19 protein-coding genes are annotated in these 22,645 nt (G+C 72.0%); 15 read left to right on the forward strand and 4 right to left on the reverse strand.

Features of this window, described 5'->3' with window-relative positions:
- The first annotated feature begins 176 nt into the window (after positions 1 to 176).
- The 8 genes from glmS (at position 177) to tsaE (ending at position 9,890) form a co-directional block, all read left to right on the forward strand.
- Complete coding sequence (gene glmS / locus ABD987_RS22340; RefSeq protein ID WP_345396804.1) at positions 177 to 2,039, forward strand: glutamine--fructose-6-phosphate transaminase (isomerizing); 1,863 nt, start codon at positions 177 to 179, stop codon at positions 2,037 to 2,039.
- A gap of 17 nt (positions 2,040 to 2,056) precedes the next feature.
- Positions 2,057 to 3,493 carry an NAD(P)H-hydrate dehydratase gene (locus tag ABD987_RS22345; RefSeq protein ID WP_345396807.1) on the forward strand — a complete coding sequence of 479 codons (1,437 nt, stop codon included), beginning with the start codon at positions 2,057 to 2,059 and terminating at the stop codon, positions 3,491 to 3,493.
- A gap of 362 nt (positions 3,494 to 3,855) precedes the next feature.
- Complete coding sequence (locus ABD987_RS22350; RefSeq protein ID WP_345396811.1) at positions 3,856 to 4,665, forward strand: DeoR/GlpR family DNA-binding transcription regulator; 810 nt, start codon at positions 3,856 to 3,858, stop codon at positions 4,663 to 4,665.
- Complete coding sequence (gene xylB, locus ABD987_RS22355) at positions 4,655 to 6,088, forward strand: xylulokinase (RefSeq protein WP_345396814.1); 1,434 nt, start codon at positions 4,655 to 4,657, stop codon at positions 6,086 to 6,088. The genes ABD987_RS22350 and xylB overlap by 11 nt, the downstream gene beginning before the upstream one ends.
- Positions 6,089 to 6,092: 4 nt before the next feature.
- Positions 6,093 to 7,184 (forward strand): ABC transporter ATP-binding protein, encoded by a 1,092-nt coding sequence (locus ABD987_RS22360; protein WP_345396817.1) that lies wholly within the window; start codon positions 6,093 to 6,095, stop codon positions 7,182 to 7,184.
- 29 nt (positions 7,185 to 7,213) lie between these two features.
- Positions 7,214 to 8,332: an alanine racemase gene (gene alr / locus ABD987_RS22365; RefSeq protein WP_345396820.1), complete on the forward strand. Its 1,119-nt coding sequence runs from the start codon at positions 7,214 to 7,216 to the stop codon at positions 8,330 to 8,332.
- Positions 8,329 to 9,429: an alpha/beta fold hydrolase gene (locus tag ABD987_RS22370; RefSeq protein ID WP_345396823.1), complete on the forward strand. Its 1,101-nt coding sequence runs from the start codon at positions 8,329 to 8,331 to the stop codon at positions 9,427 to 9,429. Before alr ends, ABD987_RS22370 begins: the two co-directional genes overlap by 4 nt.
- The gene (gene tsaE, locus ABD987_RS22375) at positions 9,426 to 9,890 is read left to right on the forward strand and encodes a tRNA (adenosine(37)-N6)-threonylcarbamoyltransferase complex ATPase subunit type 1 TsaE (RefSeq protein ID WP_345396826.1); all 465 of its coding nucleotides are present in this window, start codon (positions 9,426 to 9,428) and stop codon (positions 9,888 to 9,890) included. The genes ABD987_RS22370 and tsaE overlap by 4 nt, the downstream gene beginning before the upstream one ends.
- Positions 9,891 to 10,110: 220 nt before the next feature.
- Here the strand turns inward: tsaE and ABD987_RS22380 are convergent, their stop codons facing one another.
- Both ABD987_RS22380 and ABD987_RS22385 read right to left on the reverse strand, forming a co-directional pair.
- Positions 10,111 to 11,451 (reverse strand): carboxyl transferase domain-containing protein, encoded by a 1,341-nt coding sequence (locus ABD987_RS22380; protein ID WP_345396829.1) that lies wholly within the window; start codon positions 11,449 to 11,451, stop codon positions 10,111 to 10,113.
- Positions 11,444 to 12,874: an acyl-CoA synthetase gene (locus tag ABD987_RS22385; protein WP_345396832.1), complete on the reverse strand. Its 1,431-nt coding sequence runs from the start codon at positions 12,872 to 12,874 to the stop codon at positions 11,444 to 11,446. The genes ABD987_RS22380 and ABD987_RS22385 overlap by 8 nt, the downstream gene beginning before the upstream one ends.
- Before the next feature lie 205 nt (positions 12,875 to 13,079).
- Between ABD987_RS22385 and tsaB the strand changes: the two genes are divergently transcribed.
- From tsaB to tsaD, 3 genes are read left to right on the forward strand one after another with little or no spacing between them, the layout of a single operon-like run.
- Positions 13,080 to 13,742 carry a tRNA (adenosine(37)-N6)-threonylcarbamoyltransferase complex dimerization subunit type 1 TsaB gene (gene tsaB, locus ABD987_RS22390; RefSeq protein WP_345396835.1) on the forward strand — a complete coding sequence of 221 codons (663 nt, stop codon included), beginning with the start codon at positions 13,080 to 13,082 and terminating at the stop codon, positions 13,740 to 13,742.
- The gene (gene rimI / locus ABD987_RS22395) at positions 13,739 to 14,221 is read left to right on the forward strand and encodes a ribosomal protein S18-alanine N-acetyltransferase (RefSeq protein WP_345396838.1); all 483 of its coding nucleotides are present in this window, start codon (positions 13,739 to 13,741) and stop codon (positions 14,219 to 14,221) included. The genes tsaB and rimI overlap by 4 nt, the downstream gene beginning before the upstream one ends.
- Entirely contained in the window at positions 14,221 to 15,267 is a 1,047-nt protein-coding gene (gene tsaD, locus ABD987_RS22400) for a tRNA (adenosine(37)-N6)-threonylcarbamoyltransferase complex transferase subunit TsaD (protein ID WP_345396841.1), read from the forward strand. The genes rimI and tsaD overlap by 1 nt, the downstream gene beginning before the upstream one ends.
- Positions 15,268 to 15,492: 225 nt before the next feature.
- On the opposite strand, the gene wecB is transcribed toward tsaD, so the two are convergent.
- Complete coding sequence (gene wecB / locus ABD987_RS22405) at positions 15,493 to 16,677, reverse strand: non-hydrolyzing UDP-N-acetylglucosamine 2-epimerase (protein ID WP_345396844.1); 1,185 nt, start codon at positions 16,675 to 16,677, stop codon at positions 15,493 to 15,495.
- 132 nt (positions 16,678 to 16,809) lie between these two features.
- Here wecB and ABD987_RS22410 point away from each other — a divergent pair, with 132 nt between their 5' ends.
- Positions 16,810 to 17,712 (forward strand): alpha/beta fold hydrolase, encoded by a 903-nt coding sequence (locus tag ABD987_RS22410; RefSeq protein ID WP_345396847.1) that lies wholly within the window; start codon positions 16,810 to 16,812, stop codon positions 17,710 to 17,712.
- Here ABD987_RS22410 and ABD987_RS22415 read toward each other — a convergent pair.
- Positions 17,670 to 19,592, reverse strand: coding sequence for an N-acetylmuramoyl-L-alanine amidase (locus ABD987_RS22415; protein ID WP_345396850.1), 1,923 nt, complete (start codon positions 19,590 to 19,592; stop codon positions 17,670 to 17,672). The two genes, ABD987_RS22410 and ABD987_RS22415, sit on opposite strands and share 43 nt — an antisense overlap.
- Before the next feature lie 121 nt (positions 19,593 to 19,713).
- Between ABD987_RS22415 and ABD987_RS22420 the strand changes: the two genes are divergently transcribed.
- From ABD987_RS22420 to groL, 3 genes are all read left to right on the forward strand, one after another.
- Positions 19,714 to 20,358 (forward strand): HAD family hydrolase, encoded by a 645-nt coding sequence (locus ABD987_RS22420; protein ID WP_345396853.1) that lies wholly within the window; start codon positions 19,714 to 19,716, stop codon positions 20,356 to 20,358.
- A gap of 172 nt (positions 20,359 to 20,530) precedes the next feature.
- Positions 20,531 to 20,824 carry a co-chaperone GroES gene (gene groES / locus ABD987_RS22425; RefSeq protein ID WP_004559922.1) on the forward strand — a complete coding sequence of 98 codons (294 nt, stop codon included), beginning with the start codon at positions 20,531 to 20,533 and terminating at the stop codon, positions 20,822 to 20,824.
- Between the two features lie 97 nt (positions 20,825 to 20,921).
- The gene (gene groL, locus ABD987_RS22430) at positions 20,922 to 22,538 is read left to right on the forward strand and encodes a chaperonin GroEL (protein ID WP_345396858.1); all 1,617 of its coding nucleotides are present in this window, start codon (positions 20,922 to 20,924) and stop codon (positions 22,536 to 22,538) included.
- Positions 22,539 to 22,645 lie beyond the last annotated feature (107 nt).

Raw genomic sequence — 22,645 nt, forward strand, 5'->3', positions numbered from 1 at the left:
CCGCTAAACGCACTCGGGGCCGGTGGGGCGGGATCGGGGAACGGCGTTCGCGAACATCCGCGCGGTCCGGATATTTAGCCACGCTCAGCGCCGCGTTTAGCCCGCTAACTGCAGCTCCGGGGCGTGGCGATGGAGCCGCGCGTGGGGGCGCGATGTCCCTCGTTAGGCTGGTGCCCGTGTGTGGGATCGTGGGATATGTCGGACACCGACCGGCCCTGGACGTCGTTCTCGGCGGACTGCAGCGGATGGAATACCGCGGGTATGACTCGGCGGGCGTCGCGGTGCTGGACGGCGCCGGCGCGCTGAACGTCGAGCGCAAGGCCGGGCGCCTCGCCAACCTGGAGGCCCGGCTCGACTCCGTCGGCAGGGACGCCTTCAAGGGCACCGCCGGCATGGGGCACACCCGGTGGGCCACCCACGGTGCCCCGGTCGACCGGAACTCGCACCCGCACCGCGACGTCACCCAGCGCGTCGCGGTCGTGCACAACGGCATCATCGAGAACTTCGCCTCCCTGCGCGCCGAACTCGAGGCCGACGGCGTCGAGATGGCCAGCGACACCGACACTGAGACCGCCGCGCACCTCGTCGCGCGCGCCTACAACTCCGGCGAGACCAAGGGCGACTTCGCCGCCAGTGTCGCCGCCGTGTGCCGCCGCCTCGAAGGCGCGTTCACCCTGGTCGTGACGCACGCCGACGAGCCGGACACCATCGTCGCCGCCCGGCGCTCCTCGCCGCTGGTCGTCGGCGTCGGCGAGGGCGAGACCTTCGTGGCGTCCGACGTCGCCGCGTTCATCGAGCACACCCGCGAGGCCGTCGAGCTCGGCCAGGACCAGCTCGTCGTGATCACCCGCGACGGCTACGAGGTCGCCGACTTCCACGGCGACGCCGCGCAGGCCAAGCCGTTCACCGTCGACTGGGACCTCTCGGCCGCGGAAAAGGGCGGCCACGAGTACTTCATGCTCAAGGAGATCGAGGAGCAGCCCGAGGCGCTGGCGAACACGCTGCGTGGGCACTTCGAGTCCGGCCGGATCATGCTGGACGAGCAGCGCATCTCCGACCAGGACCTGCGCGACGTCGACAAGGTCTTCGTCGTCGCCTGCGGCTCGGCCTACCACTCCGGGCTGGTCGCCAAGTACGCGATCGAGCACTGGTGCCGCCTGCCGGTCGAGGTCGAGCTGGCCAGCGAGTTCCGCTACCGCGACCCCGTGCTCGACCGCGCGACGCTGGTCGTCGCGGTGTCCCAGTCGGGTGAGACCGCGGACACGCTCGAAGCGGTCCGGCACGCCCGCGAGCAGAAGGCCCGCGTCCTGGCGGTGTGCAACACCAATGGCGCGCAGATCCCGCGGGAGTCCGACGCGGTGCTCTACACGCACGCGGGCCCGGAGATCGGGGTCGCCTCGACCAAGGCGTTCCTCGCCCAGATCGCGGCCAACTACCTGGTCGGCCTGGCGCTGGCGCAGGCCCGTGGCACGAAGTACCCGGACGAGGTGGCGCGCGAGTTCGCCGAGCTCGAGGCCATGCCGGCGGCGGTGCAGAAAGTACTGTCCACTGTGGACCAGGTGCGGGACCTCGGGCGCCGGATCGCGGACTCGAAGGCCGTGCTGTTCCTCGGCCGTCACGTCGGGTTCCCGGTGGCGCTCGAAGGCGCGCTGAAGCTCAAGGAACTCGCCTACATGCACGCCGAGGGCTTCGCCGCCGGCGAGCTCAAGCACGGCCCGATCGCGCTGATCGAGGACGGGCTGCCGGTCGTCGTGGTGATGCCCTCCCCGAAGGGACGGGCGGTCCTGCACTCCAAGCTCGTGTCGAACATCAGCGAGATCCAGGCCCGCGGCGCCCGCACGATCGTCATCGCCGAAGAGGGCGACGAGACGGTCCGGCCGTTCGCCGACGAGCTGATCGAGGTGCCCGCGGTGCCGACGCTGCTGCAGCCGCTGGTGTCCACGGTCCCGCTGCAGGTGCTCGCGGCCGAGATCGCGCGCTCTCGCGGGTACGACGTCGACAAGCCGCGTAACCTGGCGAAGTCGGTCACCGTCGAGTAAATCCCGGAGGCGCCGCCGTGCAGGGAATCTGGACCACGGAACGGATTCGCGCGGCGGAAGACCGGCTGCTCGCGGTCACCCCGGACGGGGAACTCATGCGCCGCGCGGCCTTCGGGCTGGCGACGCACACGGCGGCGCTGCTCGCCGGGCGTACGAGCGGGGTGTCCGGGCGCCGAGCCGTCCTGCTGGTCGGGTCCGGGAACAACGGCGGTGACGCGTTGTGGGCCGGGGCCTTCCTGCGCCGCCGCAACGTCGCCGTCACCGCGGTCCTGCTGAAACCCGAACGCGCACACGGCGCCGGGCTGGCGGCGCTGCGCCGGTCCGGCGGCCGGGTGGTGTCCGCCGAGGACGGTCCACAGTGGATCGACAGGGCGGACGTCGTCGTCGACGGGATCGTCGGTATCTCGGCCCGTGGACCGCTGCGGCCGGACGCCGCGGCGCTGGTGGAACGCGCCAGCGCGCCGATCGTCGCGGTCGACCTGCCCAGCGGCGTCGACCCGGACACCGGCGCGGTGGACGGTCCCGCCGTGCGTGCCGCGCTGACCGTGACGTTCGGCGCGCTCAAACCGGTGCACGCCCTGGCGCCGGACGCCTGCGGGGAGGTCGTGCTGGTCGACATCGGGCTGCGGCCCGAACTCGGCGAGCCGGACCTGGTGCGGCTGGACTCGCCGGACGTCGCCGCCGCGTGGCCGGTGCCGGGGCCCGGTGACGACAAGTACAGCCAGGGCGTCGTCGGTATCGCGGCCGGGTCGGCCACCTATCCCGGCGCGGCGGTGCTGGCGGCGGGCTCGGCGGTGCGGGCGACGTCCGGTTTGGTGCGCTACGCCGGGCACGCCGCCGACGTGGTGCGCTCGCGCTGGCCGGAAATCGTCGCCACCGGATCGGTGCGTGACGCCGGCCGCGTGCAGGCGTGGGCGGTCGGGCCGGGGATCGGTACCGGCCAGGAAGGGCGCGACGTGCTGCGGCACGTACTCGGCCAGGGCGTGCCGGTGTGTGCCGACGCGGACGCGACGACGATCATCGCGCGTTCGCCCGAGGTGCTCGACGCCCGCGATCCGGGCACGCCGCTCGTGCTGACGCCGCACGCGGGCGAGTTCTCGCGGCTGATGGGCGAGGCGCCCGGCGCCGATCGGGTCGCGGCCGCGCGTGACGCGGCGCGCCGGTACGACGCCGTGGTCCTGCTGAAGGGGCACTGCACGGTGGTCGCGGCGCCGGACGGGCGGGTCGCGGTGAACACCCCGCGCGGGTCGTGGCTGGCGACGGCGGGTTCGGGTGACGTGCTGACCGGTCTTCTCGGCGCGCTGCTCGCCGCCGGTCTCGACCCGTGGCTCGCCGCGGCGTCGGCGGCCCACGTCCACGCGCTCGCCGGGTCGCTCGCCGCCGGCGGGGTGCCGACGTCCGCCTCGGCTCTGGTCACCGCCATCCCCGACGCTCTCCGCGCGCTGCGTTCCTGATCCCACCCCGCTCCTCCTGCCCCGCACCCGGCCAAGTGCGTTTAGCGGGCTAAACGCGGTCCTTAGCGTGCCTAAGCGCCGCGTTTAGCCCGCTAACTGCACTTCAGGGCGCTGGTGGGCGGGGTGCGTGGCGCGGTGAGCCGGGGGAGGTGTCGCGAATGGTTAGCAATGCTCAGTGCCGCGTTTAGCCCGCTAACTGCAGCTCGGGGCGGGTGGGCGAGTGCGTTTAGCGGGCTAAACGCACTTGGGGGGCGGCAGGGGAGGGGTGGGAGGAGTTATCGCGTTGGGTGTTAAGTCGGCGGGAGATATCTGGTAAGAAGGGGGTGTGAGCGGTGACACTGGTGTCGTGAGCTGGGGGTGGCGTGTCTAGGACCCGGCCCTCGGACGCCTCCGTCGAGCAGCGGCGCAGGGAGATCCTCGACCACGTCATCGAACGCGGCGAGGCACGTATCGACGACCTCACCGCGCACTTCGGCGTCAGCCTGATGACGATGCACCGCGACCTCGACGACCTCGCCGACCGGCGTCTCCTGCGCAAGCTCCGCGGCCGCGTCGCGGCCTACCCGGCCTTCACCATGGAGAACGCCGCCCGTTTCCGCGGCACCGTCAACCTCGCCGTCAAGGAAGCCCTCGCCGACGCCGCGATCCGCCAGGTCGAGCCCGGCCAGACCGTCTTCGTCGACGACTCCACAACGCTGTTCCCGCTGGTCCGCAGGCTGGCGGAGGTCGAGGGCCTGACCGTCATCACCAACTCGCTGCACGCCGCGCGACTGCTGGGCCCCCAGGTCGAGGTCGTCCTCGCCGGTGGCCGGTTCCACCACGAGTTCGACTCCTGCATCGGCCCCGGCGTGCTCACCCTGCTCGACCACATCCACGCCGACGTCGGGTTCGCCTCGGTCAGCGCGGTCGCCGTCGGCAGGCTGTATCACCCCGACCAGGACTACGCCGAGCTCAAGAAGGCCGCCCTGCGCGCGAGCAACCGGAACGTCCTCGTCGTCGACCACTCGAAGTTCGGCCGCACCGCGACCTTCGCGCACGGCGTAGTCGGCGACTACGACCTGCTCATCACCGACGAGGCCACACCCACCGAGGAGATCGAGGCCGCGCTGAACGCGAGCACCGCGGTCGAACTCGTCGACTACGTCGAGGAGGGGCAGCCGTATGACAGCTGACCAGCTGGTCGCCGGTGTCGATTCGTCGACCCAGTCCACCAAGGTCGTGGTGTGCGACGCGCGCACGGGCGAGATCGTCCGCACCGGGCGGGCCGCGCATCCGGACGGCACCGAGGTCGACCCCGCCGCCTGGTGGGACGCGTTCACCCAGGCGGCGCGTGGCCTGCTCGACGGCGTCGAGGCGATCGGGGTGGCCGGGCAGCAGCACGGGCTCGTCACCCTCGACGACGAGCAAAACATCGTCCGCCCCGCCCTGCTGTGGAACGACAACCGATCCGCCGGGGCCGCCGACGAGCTCCGCGGCGAGCTCGGGGGCCCCGGCGAATGGGCGAAGGCGGTCGGTCTGGTCCCGGTCGCGAGCTTCACCGTCACCAAGCTGCGCTGGCTGGCCGAGCACGAACCGGAGCTGGCCGACCGTGTCGCCCGCGTCCTGCTCCCGCACGACTGGCTGACCTGGCGCATCCTCGGCGGGGCCGGTACGCCGGTGACCGATCGGGGCGACGCGTCGGGCACCGGCTACTACTCTGCGGCGGAAAGCGCTTACCGGATCGACTTTCTCGAGCACGCCTTCGGTGGCAGGACTCCTGAACTCCCCAGGGTTCTCGGGCCCGCCGAAGCCGCGGGGCACACCCGGGACGGCATGCTCGTTTCGGCGGGGACCGGCGACAACATGGCCGCCGCGCTCGCCCTCGAACTCGGGCCCGGCGACGTCGTCGTGTCGCTCGGCACCAGCGGCACGGTGTTCGGCAGGTCGGCCACCGCGCCCGCCGACGCCACCGGCATCGTCGCCGGATTCGCCGACGCCACCGGGGAGTTCCTGCCGCTCGCCTGCACGCTCAACGCCGCGCGGGTGCTCACCGCGAGCGCCGCGATGCTGGGCGTCGGCCAGGACGGGTTCGACCGGCTCGCGCTGGCCGCCGAACCGGGTGCGGGCGGCCTGACGCTACTGCCCTATTTGGACGGTGAGCGCACGCCGAACCTCCCTGGCGCCAACGGTTCTCTGCTCGGCCTCACGCGCGCGAACATGACTCCGGAGAACCTCGCGCGCGCCGCCGTCGAAGGCATGCTGTGCGGGCTCGCGGCCGGGCTCGACGCGGTGCGCGGGCAAGGGCTCGACGTCCGGCGCGTGCTGCTCATCGGGGGCGGTGCGCGGTCCGCCGCCGTGCGCGCGGTCGCGCCGGCCGTGTTCGGCGTTCCCGTGGCCGTCCCGCCCGTCGCCGAGTACGTCGCCGTCGGCGCCGCGCGGCAGGCCGCGTGGGCGCTCGCGAACACCGGAGAACCGCCTGCCTGGCAAGAAAAGACGCGGCTCGCGCTGGACGAGCCGACCGAAGCGCAGCGCGCCGAGGGCCGCCGCGTCCGGCATCGACATCTCGAAGCGGCCGAAGCCGCGCACGGAATTCCCGTGAAGATCGGAGAGGACTGAACCGATGGCCAGCATCACCTACGACAAGGCGACCCGGCGCTATCCCGGCGCCGAGCGGCCCGCCGTCGACGCGCTCGAACTGGAGATCGCCGACGGCGAGTTCCTCGTGCTGGTCGGGCCTTCCGGCTGTGGCAAGTCGACCAGCCTGCGCATGCTCGCCGGGCTGGAGGACATCGACGAGGGTGCCGTGTGGATCGGCGACCGCGACGTCACGCAGCTGCCGCCGCGCTCCCGCGACATCGCGATGGTGTTCCAGAACTATGCGCTCTACCCGCACATGACGGTCGCGCAGAACATGGGTTTCGCGCTGAAGATCGCCGGGCGGCCCGCGTCGGAGATCAAGCAAAAGGTCCTCGACGCGGCGAAACTGCTTGATATCGAACAGTTTCTCGACCGTAAGCCGAAGGCGCTTTCCGGCGGTCAGCGGCAGCGCGTCGCGATGGGTCGGGCGATCGTGCGGGAACCCCAGGTGTTCCTGATGGACGAGCCACTATCCAATTTGGACGCCAAGCTGCGGGTGTCCACTCGTACGCAGATCGCGGCGCTGCAGCGGCGTCTCGGCGTCACCACGGTCTACGTCACGCACGACCAGGTCGAGGCCATGACGATGGGCGACCGCGTGGCGGTGCTGTCGGACGGTCTGCTCCAGCAGTGCGACACCCCGCGCGCGCTCTACGACAAGCCCGCGAACGCGTTCGTCGCCGGGTTCATCGGCTCGCCCGCGATGAACCTGGTCACCGGCAAGCTCACCCAGGACGGTGCCGAGCTGGGCGGTGCGCGCGTGCCGCTGCCCCGCGACGTCATCGCCGCGGCCGACGGCGACACCGTCACCGTCGGGTTCCGGCCGGAGTCGCTGGAGGTCGCCGGGACCGAGGAGGGCACCCTGCCGATCAAGGTCGACCTCGTCGAGGAACTCGGCTCGGACGCCTACGTCTACGGCAAGCTCGCCGAGACGGACGCCGAGGGCACGAAGTCGAACGTCGTCGCCCGTGTGGATCCGCGCACACCGCCCGCCATGGGCGACACGCTGCACCTGCGGATCCGTCCCGACGAGCTGCATGTGTTCTCCGCCACCACCGGGTCGCGCCTGTCCTGACCTGGACACATGGGAAACTGGGGGTCGTTATGACTCCCAGTTTCCCGCGTGCCGAGGTCGTGATCGACCTCGACGCCGTGCGCCACAACGTCGCCCTGCTGACCGAACGCGCCTCCGGCGCGGCGCTGATGACGGTGGTGAAGGCCGACGCGTACGGGCACGGCGCGCTGCCGGTCGCGCGCGCCGCGCTCGAAGCGGGCGCGACCTGGCTCGGCGCCTGCTCCCTCGACGAGGCGCTGGAGTTGCGCCGCGCCGGGATCACCGCGCGGCTGTTCAGCTGGCTCGACATGCCCGACGTCGACTTCGCCCCCGGAATCGAGGCGGACGTCGATCTCGCCGCCAGCTCGATCGGCGAGCTGCGGCGTATCGCGGACGCGGCGCGCCGGGTGGGGGCGCGCGCGAGGGTGCATCTGAAGATCGACACCGGCCTTTCGCGCAACGGTTGCCCGCCCCCGCTGTGGGCGGAACTGGTCGAGGCGGCGGCAGCGGAGCCCCTGATCGAGGTCGTCGGGGTCTGGTCGCACCTGGCCTGCGCGGACGAGCCGGGGCACGCGTCGGTCGACCTGCAGGCCAAGCGTTTCGACGAGGCCTACGAGGCCGCGCGGGCGGCCGGGCTCGACCCGATGCGGCACCTCGCGAACTCCGCCGCCCTGCTGACCCGTCCCGACCTGCACTTCGACCTGGTGCGCCCGGGGATCGCGACGTACGGGCTGAACCCGGTGCCCACCGGCGAGGATCTCCGTCCGGCGATGACGTTCCGGTCCTCGGTGGTGCTGACCAAGCGGGTCCCGGCGGGGGAGTCGGTGTCCTACGGCCACAGCTGGACCGCCGACCGCGACACCACGCTGGCGCTCGTGCCGTGTGGTTACGCCGACGGTGTGCCGAGGGTGTTGTCCGGTCGCCTGGACGTCTGGCTCGGCGGGCGGCGGCGTCCGGTCGCCGGGCGGGTGTGCATGGACCAGCTGGTGGTGGACTGCGGGGACACCGAACCCGAACTCGGCGCGGAGGTCGTGCTGTTCGGGGCTGGTGCGGGGGGCGCGCCGACCGCGCGCGAGTGGGCGGACAAGCTGGGCACGATCGACTACGAGGTCGTGACCTCGATGTACCGGCCGCGGGTGCGCCGCCGGTATCTGGGGGACCGCTCGTGACACCTTCACGACGACTGCTGGCCATCGTGGGCGGGGTCGGTGCCGTGGCCACCGGGACCGCCGCCGCCATCGCGGTCGCCGCGCAACAGCGGCGGCACAGTGAGGACGTACTCGTGGACGAGCCGCTGGGGGAGCTGAAGCCGGACCGCGTGTCGACGGTCGCGGCCGAGGACGGCACGCCGTTGTCGGTGGAGGAGGTCGATCCGGCCGACGGGGGGAAGCCGGAGCTGACCGTGGTCGGCGTGCACGGGTTCGCGCTGTCGCGGAAGTCGTGGCACTTCCAGCGCCGGGACCTGGCGTCGCTGACGTTGCCGCGGGTGCGGCAGGTGTACTACGACCATCGCGGGCACGGCCAGTCCGGCGAGGCGTCGGCCGAGGCGAGCACGATCGAGCAGCTGGCGCGGGATCTGGACGCGGTGCTGCGGGCGGTGGTGCCCGACGGGCCGCTCGTGCTGGTGGGGCACTCCATGGGCGGCATGGTGATCATGGAACTGGCCGCGGAGTTCCCGGCGATCTTCGCCGACCGGGTCCGCGGGGTCGCGCTCATCGCGACGGCCGCCGGTGAGGTGGGTGCCCGCGGGCTGCCGCGCTCACTGCTGTCGAAGTACAACCCGCTCACGAGGGGCGTCGGCGGGCTGGCTGGCTGGCAGCCGGGGCTCGTCGAGTTCGTCCGCGCGGCGGGCGGGCAGCTGACGCGGCAGGCGGTGCGGCGGCTGGCGTTCGGCAGCCGCGACGTGTCGTCGCGGCTGGTCGACTTCATGCTGGAGATGCTCGCCGTGACGCCGGTACGGGGGCTGGTCAACTTCGTCGACACCCTCGGCAGTCACAACCGGTACGCGGCGCTGGCCGGGCTCAAACACGCGCACGTGCTGGTCGTCGGGGGTGACGCGGACCGGTTCACGCCGTTCTCGCACGCCGAGCGGATCGCGGGCGAACTGCCGGACGCGGAGCTGGTGCGGGTGCGCGGCGCGGGGCACATGGTGCAGCTGGAGCAGCCGGAACTGGTGAACAGCCATCTCATCGATCTCGTGCAACGGTGTGCCGGGGTGGACGGCGAGTCGTCCTCCGGACGGAACTGGTGGTGGAAACGCGCGTGAAGTACGAACTCCCGACTCCTGACGCGACGATGGCCTTCGGGCGGGCGCTCGGCTCCTCGCTGCGTGCCGGTGACCTGGTGCTGCTGTCCGGGCCGCTCGGCGCGGGGAAGACGACGCTGACGCGGGGGATCGCCGACGGGCTCGGGGTCGGCGGGCGGGTCAGCTCGCCGACGTTCGTGCTCGCGCGGGTTCACCCGGCGGGTGTCCCCGGCGTGCCGCTCGTGCACGTCGACGCCTACCGGCTCGGCGGGGACCTGTCCGAGCTGGACGACCTGGACCTGGACGCGGATCTGGAACGCTCGGCCGTCGTCGTCGAATGGGGCGAGGGGTCGGCGGAGCGGCTGTCGGCGGACTACCTCGTCGTCCGGCTGGAGCGCCGGGAGGACGACGTCCGGATCGTCGCGCTGGAGCCGCACGGCACGTGGGCGGCCCGCGTCCCCGACCTGCGTTTAGCGGGCTAAACGCACTCCGCCCCGCTCCCACCCGTGCCCTCTCCTCGCCCTGTCGCGCCCTCGTGCCCCGAGTGCAGTTAGCGGGCTAAACGCGGCGCTGAGCAAGGCTAAGTAACCAGGGGCGTTGTGCTGACCGCGCGCGGCCTCACCGCGAGCGCGTTTAGCGGACTAAATGCATTCGCGCTGGTCAACGTGTTGCGTAGGCATGCTAAGGACCGCGTTTAGCCCGCTAAACGCACTTGGCCGGGCCCACGACGGCACGGGCGACGCCGAGGTCGACGAGGTCCTGGGGGCGCAGCCGGAGCCGGTCCGCGAGGGCGGGGACCTCGGCCGCCGGGAGCTTGAGGATCGACGCCGCGGCCTCCGGCGACGTCACCGAGAAGTACGCGTCGGGCGTGACCCAGGTCGACCCCGGCGCCGCGAAGGCGAGCGCGCCGCCTGAACCGCCCTCGCCGATCACCAGCGTCGTCACCGACCCGGGGTCGGCCGTCGCGATCGCCTCGAACAGGTCCGCGATCGCGGGGCCCGCCCCGGCGTGTTCCGCCGCCGCGTCGTTGGCGGCGCCGGGGGTGTCCACCAGCGTCAGTACCGGCACCCCCAGCCGCGTCGCGAGCCGCACCAGCCGCGCCGCCGTCCGGAACCCGGCCGGGGTCGTCGCGGTGCCGCACTGCGCGGCGAACGCGATCGCCCGGCCGTCGCGCCGGCCGAATCCGCAGGAAACCCCGGTGTCGACACCGCCGCAACGGTCTCCGCTGATCTCCTCACGCCAGTCGAAGTAGGCGTCGAGGTACTCGCCGGCGCGAGGGCGCGACCCGTCCCGCGCCGCTTGGACGGCTTCCCACCCCGTCTTCGGCGAGGTCGTCGCCCGGAGCGCCGCGGGTGGCTCGGCCGGGGCGTCCGAGCGCGACGTCAGCAGAAGGAGCCAACGCTCCAGTGCCCCGGCCAGCTGCTCCGGCGGCACGATCTGGTCCACCTGGCCCGCCGCGAACTTCGCCTCGGCGGTGTACGCCTCCGCAGGTGCGTCCGCGGGCCGAACCCGTGACCCGGCGAAACCCACCTGCGCGCCGGGGAGCGCGAGCACGACGTCGGCGCCCGCGCCGAGCGTCGCCCAGCCGCCACCGGTCGTCGGATCGCGCAGCACGGAGATCTGGGGGATGCCCGCCGCGCGTGCCAGCGCCGCCGCCCGCGCGAGCCGTTGGAGCTGGGTGAGCGCCCGCATGCCCTGCTGCATCCGGCTGCCCCCGGTCGCGATGAGCGACACCACCGGCAGCCGCAGCGCGCGGGCCCGCGCGAACGCCGCTTCGATCCGGTCCCCGGTGCGCTGGCCGAGCGAGCCGCCGAGATAGCCGAATTCGAACGCGATCAGCATCGCCTCGACGCCGCCGAGCTTCGCCGTCCCGCACACGACGGACTCGGACTCGCCACTGCGTCCGGCCGCGGCGTCGCGCGCGTCGCGGTAGCCCGGCCAGCCGATCGGCCCGTCCTCGGGCTCCGCGGCGTGCTCCACCACCAGCTCGCGGAAGTCGGCCGAGACCAGGTCGATGATCTCGCGCGCGGGCAGCCTAGCCACCGAGCGCTCGCTTCATGACCTTCCCCATGTCATTGCGGGGCAAGGCGTCGAGATACCGGACCACTCGCGGCCGTTTGTGCGGGGTGAGCAGCCGGGCGACGTGGTCGGCCAGCTCGGCCGCCGCCGGTGGTTCGCCGTCCGGCACGATCCACGCGACGATCCGCTCGCCGAGGTCGTCGTCCGGTTCGCCGGTCACCGCGGCCTCGGCGACGTTCGGGTGTTCCAGCAGGGCGTTCTCGATTTCGCCGGCGCCGATCTTGTAGCCACCGCTCTTGATCAGGTCCGTCGCCTTGCGCCCGACGATCCGGACGTATCCGTCGGCGTCCCGCGTCGCCATGTCGCCGGTGCGGAACCAGCCGTCGTCGAACGCGGCGGACGTCGCGTCCGGCCGGTTCAGGTATTCGGTGAACAGGTTCGGGCCGCGGACCTGGATCTCCCCGACGGTGCCGGGCTCGTCGATCCGCTCCCCGTCCTCGCCGACCAGCCGCAGCTCGACTCCCGCCAGGGGGACACCGACGGTGCCCGGCTTGCGTTCGCCGTCGGCGCGGACGCTGGTGTTCATGAGCGTTTCGGTCATGCCGTAGCGCTCGACCACCTGCTGGCCGGTGGCCGCGGTGATGCGCTGATAGTCGTGGACCGGCAGCGCGGCGGAGCCGGACACGAGCAGTCGCGCGCCGCGTAACGCCTTCGCGAGCGCCTCGTTTTCGGCGACTTCACCGGCGATGCGGTGGTACATCGTCGGTACGCCGAAAAGCATCGTCGCGCCGTCGCCCAGCTCGCGGGCCACGCCGTCGAGGGAGAACCGGCCGAGATGACGCACGGACCCACCACGCCGGAGCGGCCCGAGGATGCCGAGGATCAGCCCGTGCACGTGGAACAGCGGCAGCGCGTGCACCAGGACGTCGTCCGGGGTCCACTGCCAGGCGTCTTCGAGCGCGTCGAGCGTCGCGGCGAGCGCGCGGCGCGGGAGGACGACGCCCTTCGGCGGGCCGGTGGTGCCGGAGGTGTAGACGACCAGCGCGGGTGCTTCGGCCCCGGGTTCGTCCAGCGGGTCCTGAGGGGCGGCTTTCTCGTCGAGGTCGATGTCCCGGCGGGGAATTGTCGACAAACCGTCCGGAAGGCCGACGCCGGGTTCGGCGAGGACCAACGCGGGTTCGCTGTCGGACACGATGTGCGCGAGTTCCCGCTCGCCGATCTTGGGATTGATCGGGACCGCGGGGACCCCGGCGAGCAGGGCGGCGACGACCGCGACGCTGGTGTGCGGGGTCGGCGTCGCCCAGACGGCCACGCGGCCCTTCGGCAGGTCACGGGCGAGCGCGCCGGCGGTGGCGGCGAGTTCGTCGTAGGTCAGCGTCCGCTCGCCGAAGTGGAGAGCCTGCTTGTGGGCACCGCTCGCGAGTGCGGGGAACAACCGGTCGGGCACCGCGGACCTCCTGTCGACCACTTCTGCCGTCCCCCGAAATCGCACCGTACCCCGCGCGACCCTCCCCTCGCTGAGACCTGGTTCACACCCGCCGCCGGGCCCGGCCAAGTGCGTTTAGCGGGCTAAACGCGGTCCTTAGCATGCCTAAGCGCCGCGTTTAGCCCGCTAACTGCACTTCAGGGCGCGGGCCGTAGGCTGGGGCACCGTGTTGGTACTGGCCATCGATACCTCGACCCCGGCGGTCACCGCGGGTGTCGTCGCACTGGACGACGCCGGGCTGAGCACGCGGGCCGAGCGGGTCACCATCGACGCGCGGGCCCACGGCGAGCTCATCACCCCGCACGCCCTGGCCGCCGCCGAGGCAGCCGGTGTCACCCTCAAGGACCTCGACGCGATCGTGTGCGGTGTCGGCCCCGGCCCCTTCACCGGCCTTCGTGCCGGGATGGCCACCGCCGCCGCGCTCGCCCACGCGCTCGGCGTCCCGGCGTACCCGGTGTGCAGCCTCGACGCCATCGCCGCGGACGTCGACGGCGACACCCCGTTCTTCGTGTTCACCGACGCGCGCCGCCGCGAGGTCTACTGGGCGAGCTACGAGGCGGGCGGCACTCGCGTGGACGGGCCGCGTGTCCAGCGCCCGGCCGAACTCGACGTCACCGCGGCGGTCGCCGCGGGCGACGGTGCCAGGCTCTACGCGGACACTCTCGGCGTCCAGCCCGTCGAACCCCGCTTCCCCTCGCCCGCCGGTCTGGTCGCGGTCGCCCGCGAGGATCTGCTCGCCGGGGCGCCACCCGCCGCGCTCACGCCGCTCTACCTGCGCCGCCCCGACGCCGCCGAGCCTGCGGGTCGCAAGCGAGTGACCGCGCCATGAGACTCGAACCGTTGCGCCGCAAGGACATCGCGCGTTGCGTGGAGATCGAGAAGATCCTCTTTCCTGGCGACGACCCGTGGAGCGCCTGGGCGTTCCAGACCGAACTGGACGCCGGGAACTTCTATCTCGCCGCCCGCCCGGACGACTCCGACGAACTCGTCGGGTACGCCGGGCTCGCCGTCGTCGGTCGCAAGCGTGGTGAGTACGAGACGAGCGTGCACACCATCGGCGTCGTTCCCGAGGCGCAGGGACAGGGCTACGGAAAGGCACTGCTGCGCGCGCTGCTGGAACGTGCCGACGAGCTGGACGCGCCGGTGTTCCTCGAAGTCCGCACGGACAACGAGTCGGCCATCGCGCTGTACGAACGGCACGGTTTCGAGCGGATCGGCGTCCGGAAGCGCTACTACCGGCCTTCCGGCGCCGACGCCTACACGATGGTCCGCCCGGCGCGGACGCGAGCGGACGAGGTGGCGGGCTGATGTCGCGCATCATCATGGGCATCGAGAGCTCGTGCGACGAGACCGGCGTCGGGCTGGTCCGCCTGCACGACGACGGCACTGTCGAGCTGCTCGCCGACGAGGTTGCCTCCAGCGTGGACCAGCACGCGCGCTTCGGCGGTGTCGTGCCCGAGGTCGCCAGCCGCGCGCATCTCGAAGCGATGGTCCCGACCGCGGAACGGGCCTTCGCGACGGCAGGCCTCGAACTGTCCGATGTGGACGCCATCGCGGTCACGGCCGGACCCGGTCTCGCGGGCGCGCTGCTGGTGGGAGTCGCGGCGGCGAAGGCGTACGCCACGGCGCTGGGTGTTCCGCTGTACGGCGTGAACCATCTGGCCGGGCACATCGCCGTCGACAGCCTGCAACACGGCCCGCTGCCCACGCCGTGCCTGGCGCTGCTGGTTTCCGGTGGTCACACGCAACTGCTGCGGGTGGACGACATCGCCTCGAAGATCACCGAACTCGGGTCCACTGTGGACGACGCGGCCGGTGAGGCCTACGACAAGGTCGCCCGCGTGCTGGGGCTGCCCTACCCCGGTGGCCCGCCGATCGACCGGGCCGCCAAGAACGGGGACCCGCGAGCCATCGCGTTCCCGAGGGGGATGACCGGACCGAGGGACGCCAAATTCGATTTTTCCTTCTCCGGTCTCAAAACCGCGGTCGCCCGCTGGGTCGAGGGCGCCGAACGGCGTGGTGAGGAAATCCCCGTGGACGACGTCGCGGCGTCCTTCCAGGAGGCCGTCGCCGACGTGCTCACCGCGAAGGCGATCCGTGCGGCGAAGGAACAGGGCATCGGCACCCTGGTGATTTCCGGTGGTGTGGCGGCGAATTCGCGGCTTTCCGCGCTGGCCGCCGAGCGGTGCGCCGAGGCCGGGATCGAGCTACGGGTGCCGAGGCCCCGGCTGTGCACGGACAACGGCGCCATGATCGCCGCGCTGGGCGCGCACGTCGTCGCCGCCCGGCGCCCGGTGACGTCGCTGGACTTCTCGGCCAATCCGGCGCTGCCGGTCGAGATCGTCTCGATCTGAGCCGTCGCGCCGTCAAGTTTTTTGGTGCGCGAACGGAGTTTTCGTTCCGGCACGGTCGGTATACATCGCGTGTAGAGCGATAGCAAAGGTCCCTTGCTCTCACCAGGAGTGGCGGGAGGGGCTGGTGTGACGTCTGTGATCGTCCGTTCTCGCACCGCGAACGGCGCGACCGGACCGTTCGCCCCCACCTGGTCGCTACATCCTGACAAGACCCGAGACCCGAGATCAGCACGCCCGGACCGCCGGGCTAACCGTGCGCGGGCACGACCGCGGATCGGTTCCGGTGCCTTTCGGCAGGCCGAGCAGCTCGGCGATGGCCGCCGCCGCGAGTTCGGCGGCATTGCCGTCGCCGTAAGGGTTTTCGACTTGTGTGGGCCGGATTTCCCCGCGTAACAGCCGTGCCGCGGTGTCGGCGATCAGCGCCGTGTCGGTACCGACGAGCCACGCGCAGCCGGCCTCGATCGCCTCGGTCCGCTCGGTCACGTCGCGCAGCACCAGCACCGGCGTGCCGAAGGTCGGCGCCTCCTCCTGGATGCCGCCCGAATCGGTGAGCACCAGCGACGCCAGCCGCAGCGCGCGCACCAGGTCCGGATACTCCAGCGGTTCGGTGATCGTCACCCGCGGCAGACCATCCAAAGTGGACCGTACCTGCGCGCGGACCGCCGGGTTCGGGTGCACCGGGAGCAGCGCCCGGACGTCGGGGTGTTCGGCGACGATCAGCCGCACCGCCGCAAGGGCGCGGGCGAGCGGCGCGCCCCACGATTCACGGCGGTGTGACGTCACCAGGACGAGCCGCTCGCCGGCCTCGGCGATCTCGATCTCCAGCAGCGCCAGAGCGGTGTCCCGGGCGGGAAGATCCCGTCCCGCGATGGTGAGCGCGGCGTCCACCACGGTGTTCCCGGTGAGCACGATCCGTTGCCGCGCAACGCCTTCCGCGTGCAACGCGGCCGCGGCGCGACTGGTAGGCGCCAGGTGCAGCGCGGCGATCCTGGCGATCATCTGGCGCGTCCCCTCCTCGGGGAACGGGGCGGCGAGGTCCCGGGTGCGCAGCCCCGCCTCCAGATGGACGACCGGGATACCCAGCCAGAACGCGGCGAGCGCGCCGGCCAGCCCCGTCGTCGTGTCACCCTGGACGACCATGGCGGCCGGAGTGTGCCGCCGCAGCGCGTCGTCGACGGCAGGGAGCAGCCCCGAGGCGAGTTCTGCTTGGCTTCCGGTGATCCTCGGCGGCACGTCGAGAAAGGCGTCGACGCCGACCCCGAACGGCGCGAGGGCCTGCTCGACCATGCCCTCGTGCTGGCCGCTGTGCACCAGCAGGGGCCGCAGCCCCGGCCGCGCGCCCAGTGCCAGCGCGAGCGGCGCCAGCTTGACGGCTTCCGGGCGTGTCCCGGCCAGCAACATGACATCCATGGGTTCGGCGCTCCCTCCGCGTGGTGCGGGACACCCTCGGGTTCGAGTGTCCGCGCAAACCCCGGGCCCGGCTGGGTGAAGGACGGCGGAAACCCGAATGCGGTCCGGAGTGGACTCGGCGATGATCGGCGGATGACCGTGTGTGTCGAACCGCCCGCCCGGCTCGGCGAAACGACGCTGCCCGGCGGGCGGGTGCTCGGCTGGGCCGAGTGGGGTCCCGCCGACGGCGTCCCCGTCCTGTTCAGTCCCGGCGCGGCGACTAGCAGGACACTGGGCTTCGGCGCCGATGTGGTCGAAGACCTCGGCGTCCGGCTCGTTTCCCTCGACCGGCCGGGGCTTGGTGTGTCCACAGTGGACCCCGGTCGCGGTTTCGCCGACTTCGCGCGGGACGTCGGCGTGCTGTGCGCGGAGCGTGGGTTCGGTGTGCCCGCGATGGTCGGGAACTCGCAGGGCGCGCCGTTCGCGCTGGCGTGCGTCACCGAGGGAGTGGCCGGTCCGCTCGCACTGGTGTCGGCCGCGGACGAGGTCGCCGCGCCCGAGTTCGCCGAGGCGCTGCCGGACTCGTTGACATCGTTGGTACGTCAGGTCGCTGAAGATCCCGCCAGTGCTGAAGCCTTCTTCGCGGGTTTCAGCGCTGAAGCGATGCGAGACCACGTCTTGGCTTCGAGCCCCGAAGTCGACGTCGCGGTGTACACCGCTCCAGCCTTCGACGCCGCTTATCGCCGCGCGCTCGCCGAAGCATTCCAGCAGGGAAGCGCTGGCTACGCGCGTGACACCGTTCTCGCGATGGGGCGGTGGCCGATGGATCTCGCACGGATCACCACATCCGTCGACGTCTGGTACGGCGAGCTGGACACGAGCCACTCACCCGACAACGGCGTGACACTGACCGCGCGGATCCCCGGCGCGGTCCGCCACCTCGTCCCGGACATCGGCGGCGCGCTGCTGTGGACGCACGCCGCCGACATCCTGCGCCGGCTGACCGGCGGCGGTCACCAGACGGGCGAGAGCCGGACGTCGTCGGCCTTGACGTAGGCGATCCGGTGCCCGAACTGGATCTGGACGTAGCGGAGTTCGCCGCGGACGACGACGTGCTGCGCCGGGTCGAACGTCGTGGCCGAGAAGTACTCGGACCCGACGACCCCGCCCGAGGAGTACCGCTGCCCGGCCGCGAACGTGTAGGGCAGCGGCACCAGGTCCTGCGGCGGCACGGTCGACGGGTAGGCCGAGGCCTCCGGGTAGGCCCGTCCGTAGACCGGCACCGACGCGAGCCCGGGCTTCGGGGTCACGGCGAAACCGAACGCGGGCTCCGCCGTGTCGCCGTGCCGGTTGCGGAACCAGCCCTTCTGACCGAGATACCAGATCGCCGTCCAGTCACCGCGGGTCTCGGCGACGACGTAACGCTGTCCGGTCGCGACCCTGCTCCCGACATCGGCGACGTCCATTGTGGAGGGTGAGCCGTCCGGGTGCAGGCCGGCGTCACGCAGCAGTGGCGCGGTGTCACTCGGCTCGGAGTGCAGCACGACGGCCTCGGAACCCCTTGCCGGGCAAGGCTTTCCGGCGCCTTCGCAGCCGGTGAACGCGGGCTGGTTGGTGGCGAAGTCGGGGTTGATGGTGACCAGCGGCGAGCCCGGCCTGCCGACGCCGTCCAGCGGCGCGCCGAGCAGGTCGAAGTAGTGCGACCAGTCCCAGTACGGGCCCGGGTCCCAGTGCATGTCCTTGATCGTGGCCGGGGTAGTGCCGGGGACGTTGTCGTGGCCGATGATGTGCGCGCGGTCCAGCGGGACGTCGTACTTGCGCGCCAGGTAGCCGACCAGCTTCGCCGACGCGCGGTACATCGCCTCGGTGTACCAGGCGCCCTTCGCCGCGAAGCCCTCGTGCTCGACGCCGACGGACTTCGCGTTGAGGTACCAGTTCCCCGCGTGCCACGCGACGTCCTTGGCAGGCACGTGCTGCGCGATCAGGCCGTCAGCGGACCGGATCGTGTAGTGCCAGCTGACGTAGGCGGGGTCCTGGGCCAGCTTGAGCACCGAGTCCCAGTAGCCCTCGGTGTCGTGGATGACGATGTGGTCGATCTTCTGGTCGTTCGGGCGGTCGGCGACGTCGTGGTTGCCGTAACCGCCGCCCGGCAGCTCCTGGTAGGGCGCCGGGACCGACTCGCAGGCGACCCGCTTCGGGCACTCCGGCGCGGGCGGTGCGTCGGCACGGAGCCCGAGCGTGCCGAGCTGGGCGCGGGCCGGTGTCAGTCCCGGCGTGGCGGCGAGATCGACGCGCTGGCCGTCGTCGGTGGTGCGGGACGTCCCGGCGGTGATGGTGTCGAAGACCTCGTCGGCGAAGGCCCGCGCGGCCGCGGTGCCGTCGGCGCCGCTGTAGCGCGCGACCGCGCCGTACCAGTCCGCCGGGTTGCCGCCGCGGACGCCGAGCTCGCGTTGGTAGCGGGCGAGCAGCGCGGCGCCGCCCCGGATGTTGGCGGCCGGGTCGGTCCGCAGCGTCGCGGCGTCGACGTGCGTCAGCGCCGCCGCGTCGTCGATCGTCTGCACGCCCGGCGGGGGAGCGGCCGGGGCGGGCGGGTTCGGGTGCAGCGGGCCGCGGGCGTCGTCGCCGCGCGGGTCCTCGGCGCCCTCGTCGTGGTGGGAGCGCCCGCCGCCCGCCGCGCGCAGGTCCGTGAGGTGCATCGGGCCGTAGCCGGCCGCGGTGCTGGGCGTGCCGTGATGGCTGTCCCAGCGGGACTCGAGGTAGGAGACGCCGAGCAGCACACCGAGCGGCACACCGAACTCGCTCGCCGCGGCGGCGAACTCGCGCTGACGCTGCTGGTCGGCGGGCGCGGCGTGGGCCGGGGCTGCGGTGGCCAGCCCGGTCAGGAGTGTGGTGGCGGCGATCGCGGCGGCGGTCCGGCGCGACAGACGTGACTGCATGGCGGCACTCCCCAGAAGTCGGGCACCCGATGGTGAAAACCTAAGCAGACGGATGCGCTCCGGGTAAGTCCCCCGAGCGCGTTTAGCCCGCTAAACGCACTTCGCGTGGCAAGGTGGAGGCATGGTGGGGGCGGCGGAACTGCTGGCGGATCGGGATCATGTGCTCGTCGGGTTCGACGGGGCGGTCTGCACGGTGTTCGACAACGAGCGGGCGCGCGGCGCCGCGGACCGGCTCAGACCGCTGGTCGGGCCCGTCCTGCCGGACGAAGTCGCGGCCTCCGGCGACCCGTTCGCGGTGCTGGCCTACGCCGCGAGCTGCGGGCCGAACACCGCCGACGCCGTCCACCGGCAGCTGGCCAGGCTGGAACTCGAGGCGCAGCTCGTCGCCGGCCCGGTACCCGGCTCCACCGAGCTGATCGGCGCGCTCGCCTGGCGTGGGTTCACGGTCACCGTGGTGGCCAACCAGTCGGTGGACGCGGTCCGGAACCATCTCGCACTGCACGAGCTGCAGGACAAGGCCAAGCGGATCAGTGCCCGCGCGTCCGGCGACCCGGACCAGCTCCTGCCCGGCACGGCGCTCGTCGACGCCGCCATCCGGGGCGTCGGCGCGTCACCGGAGCGATGTGTCCTGATCGGGCGCACACCCCAGGAACTCCAGGCCGCGCGTGCCGCCGGGGTCGCCACCATCGCACTCGCTCCCGGCAAGCTCCGCCCGCCGCCGGATGTCGTCGTGGCCGACCTCGCTGAGCTGCGTCTAGCAGGCTGAACGCGGCTCGGGCCCCGCGTGAGGGCACCCTCCTTGCGAAGCTGGCACTCCCATGGCTAGAGTGCTAATCGCACGGCCCGAACACGCCCCGGCACCCGCGACGGCGGGGGTGGTAGAGCCGTAAGTCATTACGTACCTGCCAACGCTTTCGACGACCGTGGAGGTCAACCCGGTGAGCGTGAACATCAAGCCGCTCGAGGACAAGATCGTTGTCCAGACGAGCGAGGCCGAGGAGACGACCGCTTCCGGCCTCGTCATCCCCGACACCGCCAAGGAGAAGCCCCAGGAGGGCAAGGTTCTGGCCGTGGGCCCGGGCCGGATCGACGACAAGGGCAACCGCGTCCCGCTGGACGTGAACGTCGGCGACGTCGTCATCTACTCGAAGTACGGCGGCACCGAGGTCAAGTACAACGGTGAGGACTACCTCATCCTGTCCGCTCGCGACGTGCTGGCCGTCATCAACTGACGTCCGCTCGCAGCGCATGACGCCCCGGGCCCCGCACAAGCCGGGGGACGGGGCGTTCTTGCGTCCAAGAGACACCGAAAGGTAAGCGGAACACGCTATGCCCAAGCAGATCAGTTTCGACGAGGACGCTCGTCGCGCGCTGGAGCGCGGGGTGAACAAGCTCGCGGACGCGGTCAAGGTCACCCTCGGCCCGCGCGGGCGGCACGTCGTGCTCGACAAGAAGTTCGGCGGCCCGACCATCACGCTCGACGGTGTCACCGTCGCCCGCGAGGTCGAGCTGGACGACCCGTTCGAGAACCTCGGCGCCCAGCTCGCCAAGAGCGTCGCCACCAAGACCAACGACGTCGCCGGTGACGGCACCACGACCGCGACCGTCCTGGCGCAGTCGCTGGTGAAGGTCGGCCTGCGCAACGTGGCCGCCGGTGCCAACCCGACCTCGGTCGGCCGCGGCATCGAGGCCGCCGCGGAGAAGGTCATCGAGGTTCTCAAGTCCAAGGCGACCCCGGTCAAGGGCCGCGCGGACATCGCCCAGGTCGGCACGGTCACCTCGCGTGACGCCGCCATCGGCGCCCTGCTCGGCGAGGCCGTGGAGCGGGTCGGCGAGGACGGTGTCATCACCATCGAGGAGTCGTCCACGCTGGCGACCGAGCTCGTGGTCACCGAGGGTGTGCAGTTCGACAAGGGCTTCCTGTCGGCGCACTTCGCGACCGACCCCGAGGACCAGAAGGCCGTCCTCGAGGACGCCTACATCCTGCTGTTCCGCGAGAAGATCTCGGCGCTGGCCGACCTGCTCCCGGTGCTGGAGAAGGTCGTCGAGGCCAAGAAGCCGCTGCTGATCATCGCCGAGGACGTCGACGGTGAAGCGCTGTCCACCCTCGTGGTGAACTCGCTGCGCAAGACGATCACCGCGGTCGCCGTCAAGGCGCCGTTCTTCGGTGACCGCCGCAAGGCGTTCCTGGACGACCTCGCGGTCGTCACCGGCGGCAACGTCATCTCGGCGGAGATCGGTCTGAAGCTGGCCGAGACCGATCTCGGCTCGCTGGGCCGCGCGCGGCGGGTCGTCGTCACCAAGGACGACACCACGATCGTCGACGGCGGGGGCACCAAGGACGAGATCGACGGCCGGATCGCGCAGATCCGCAAGGAGATCGAGACCACCGACTCCGACTGGGACCGCGAGAAGCTGCAGGAGCGGCTCGCGAAGCTCGGCGGCGGTGTCGCGGTGATCAAGGTCGGCGCGGCCACCGAGACCGAGCTGAACGAGCGCAAGCACCGCATCGAGGACGCCGTGGCTTCGACCAAGGCGGCCGTCGAGGAGGGCATCCTGCCCGGCGGTGGTTCGGCGCTGGTGCACGCGGTCAAGGAGCTGGAAGGCGGCCTCGGCCTCACCGGTGACGAGGCGACCGGTGTCCGGATCGTCCGCGACGCGCTGACCGCGCCGCTGTTCTGGATCGCGGCGAACGCGGGCCACGAGGGCGCGGTCATCGTGAACAAGGTCCAGGAGCAGGAGTGGGGGCACGGCTTCAACGCCGCCACCGGCGAGCTCACGGACCTGATCGGTGCCGGCATCGTCGACCCGGTCAAGGTGACCCGGTCCGCGGTGGCGAACGCCGCGTCCATCGCCCGGCTCGTGCTCACCACGGAAAGCTCCGTGGTCGAGAAGCCGGCCGAGGAGGAGCCCGACGCCGGGGCCGGTCACGGCCACGCGCACTAGCTCCACCCGTACGTCCCGAAGCGGGGCGGCACTCCCACCGGAGTGCCGCCCCGCTTCTTTTGTGCCCCTCCCCGCCCAAGTGCGTTTAGCGGGCTAAACGCACTTGG

Origin of the sequence: Amycolatopsis samaneae (assembly GCF_039541975.1) — a bacterium.
GTDB classification, from domain to species: Bacteria; Actinomycetota; Actinomycetes; order Mycobacteriales; family Pseudonocardiaceae; genus Amycolatopsis; species Amycolatopsis samaneae.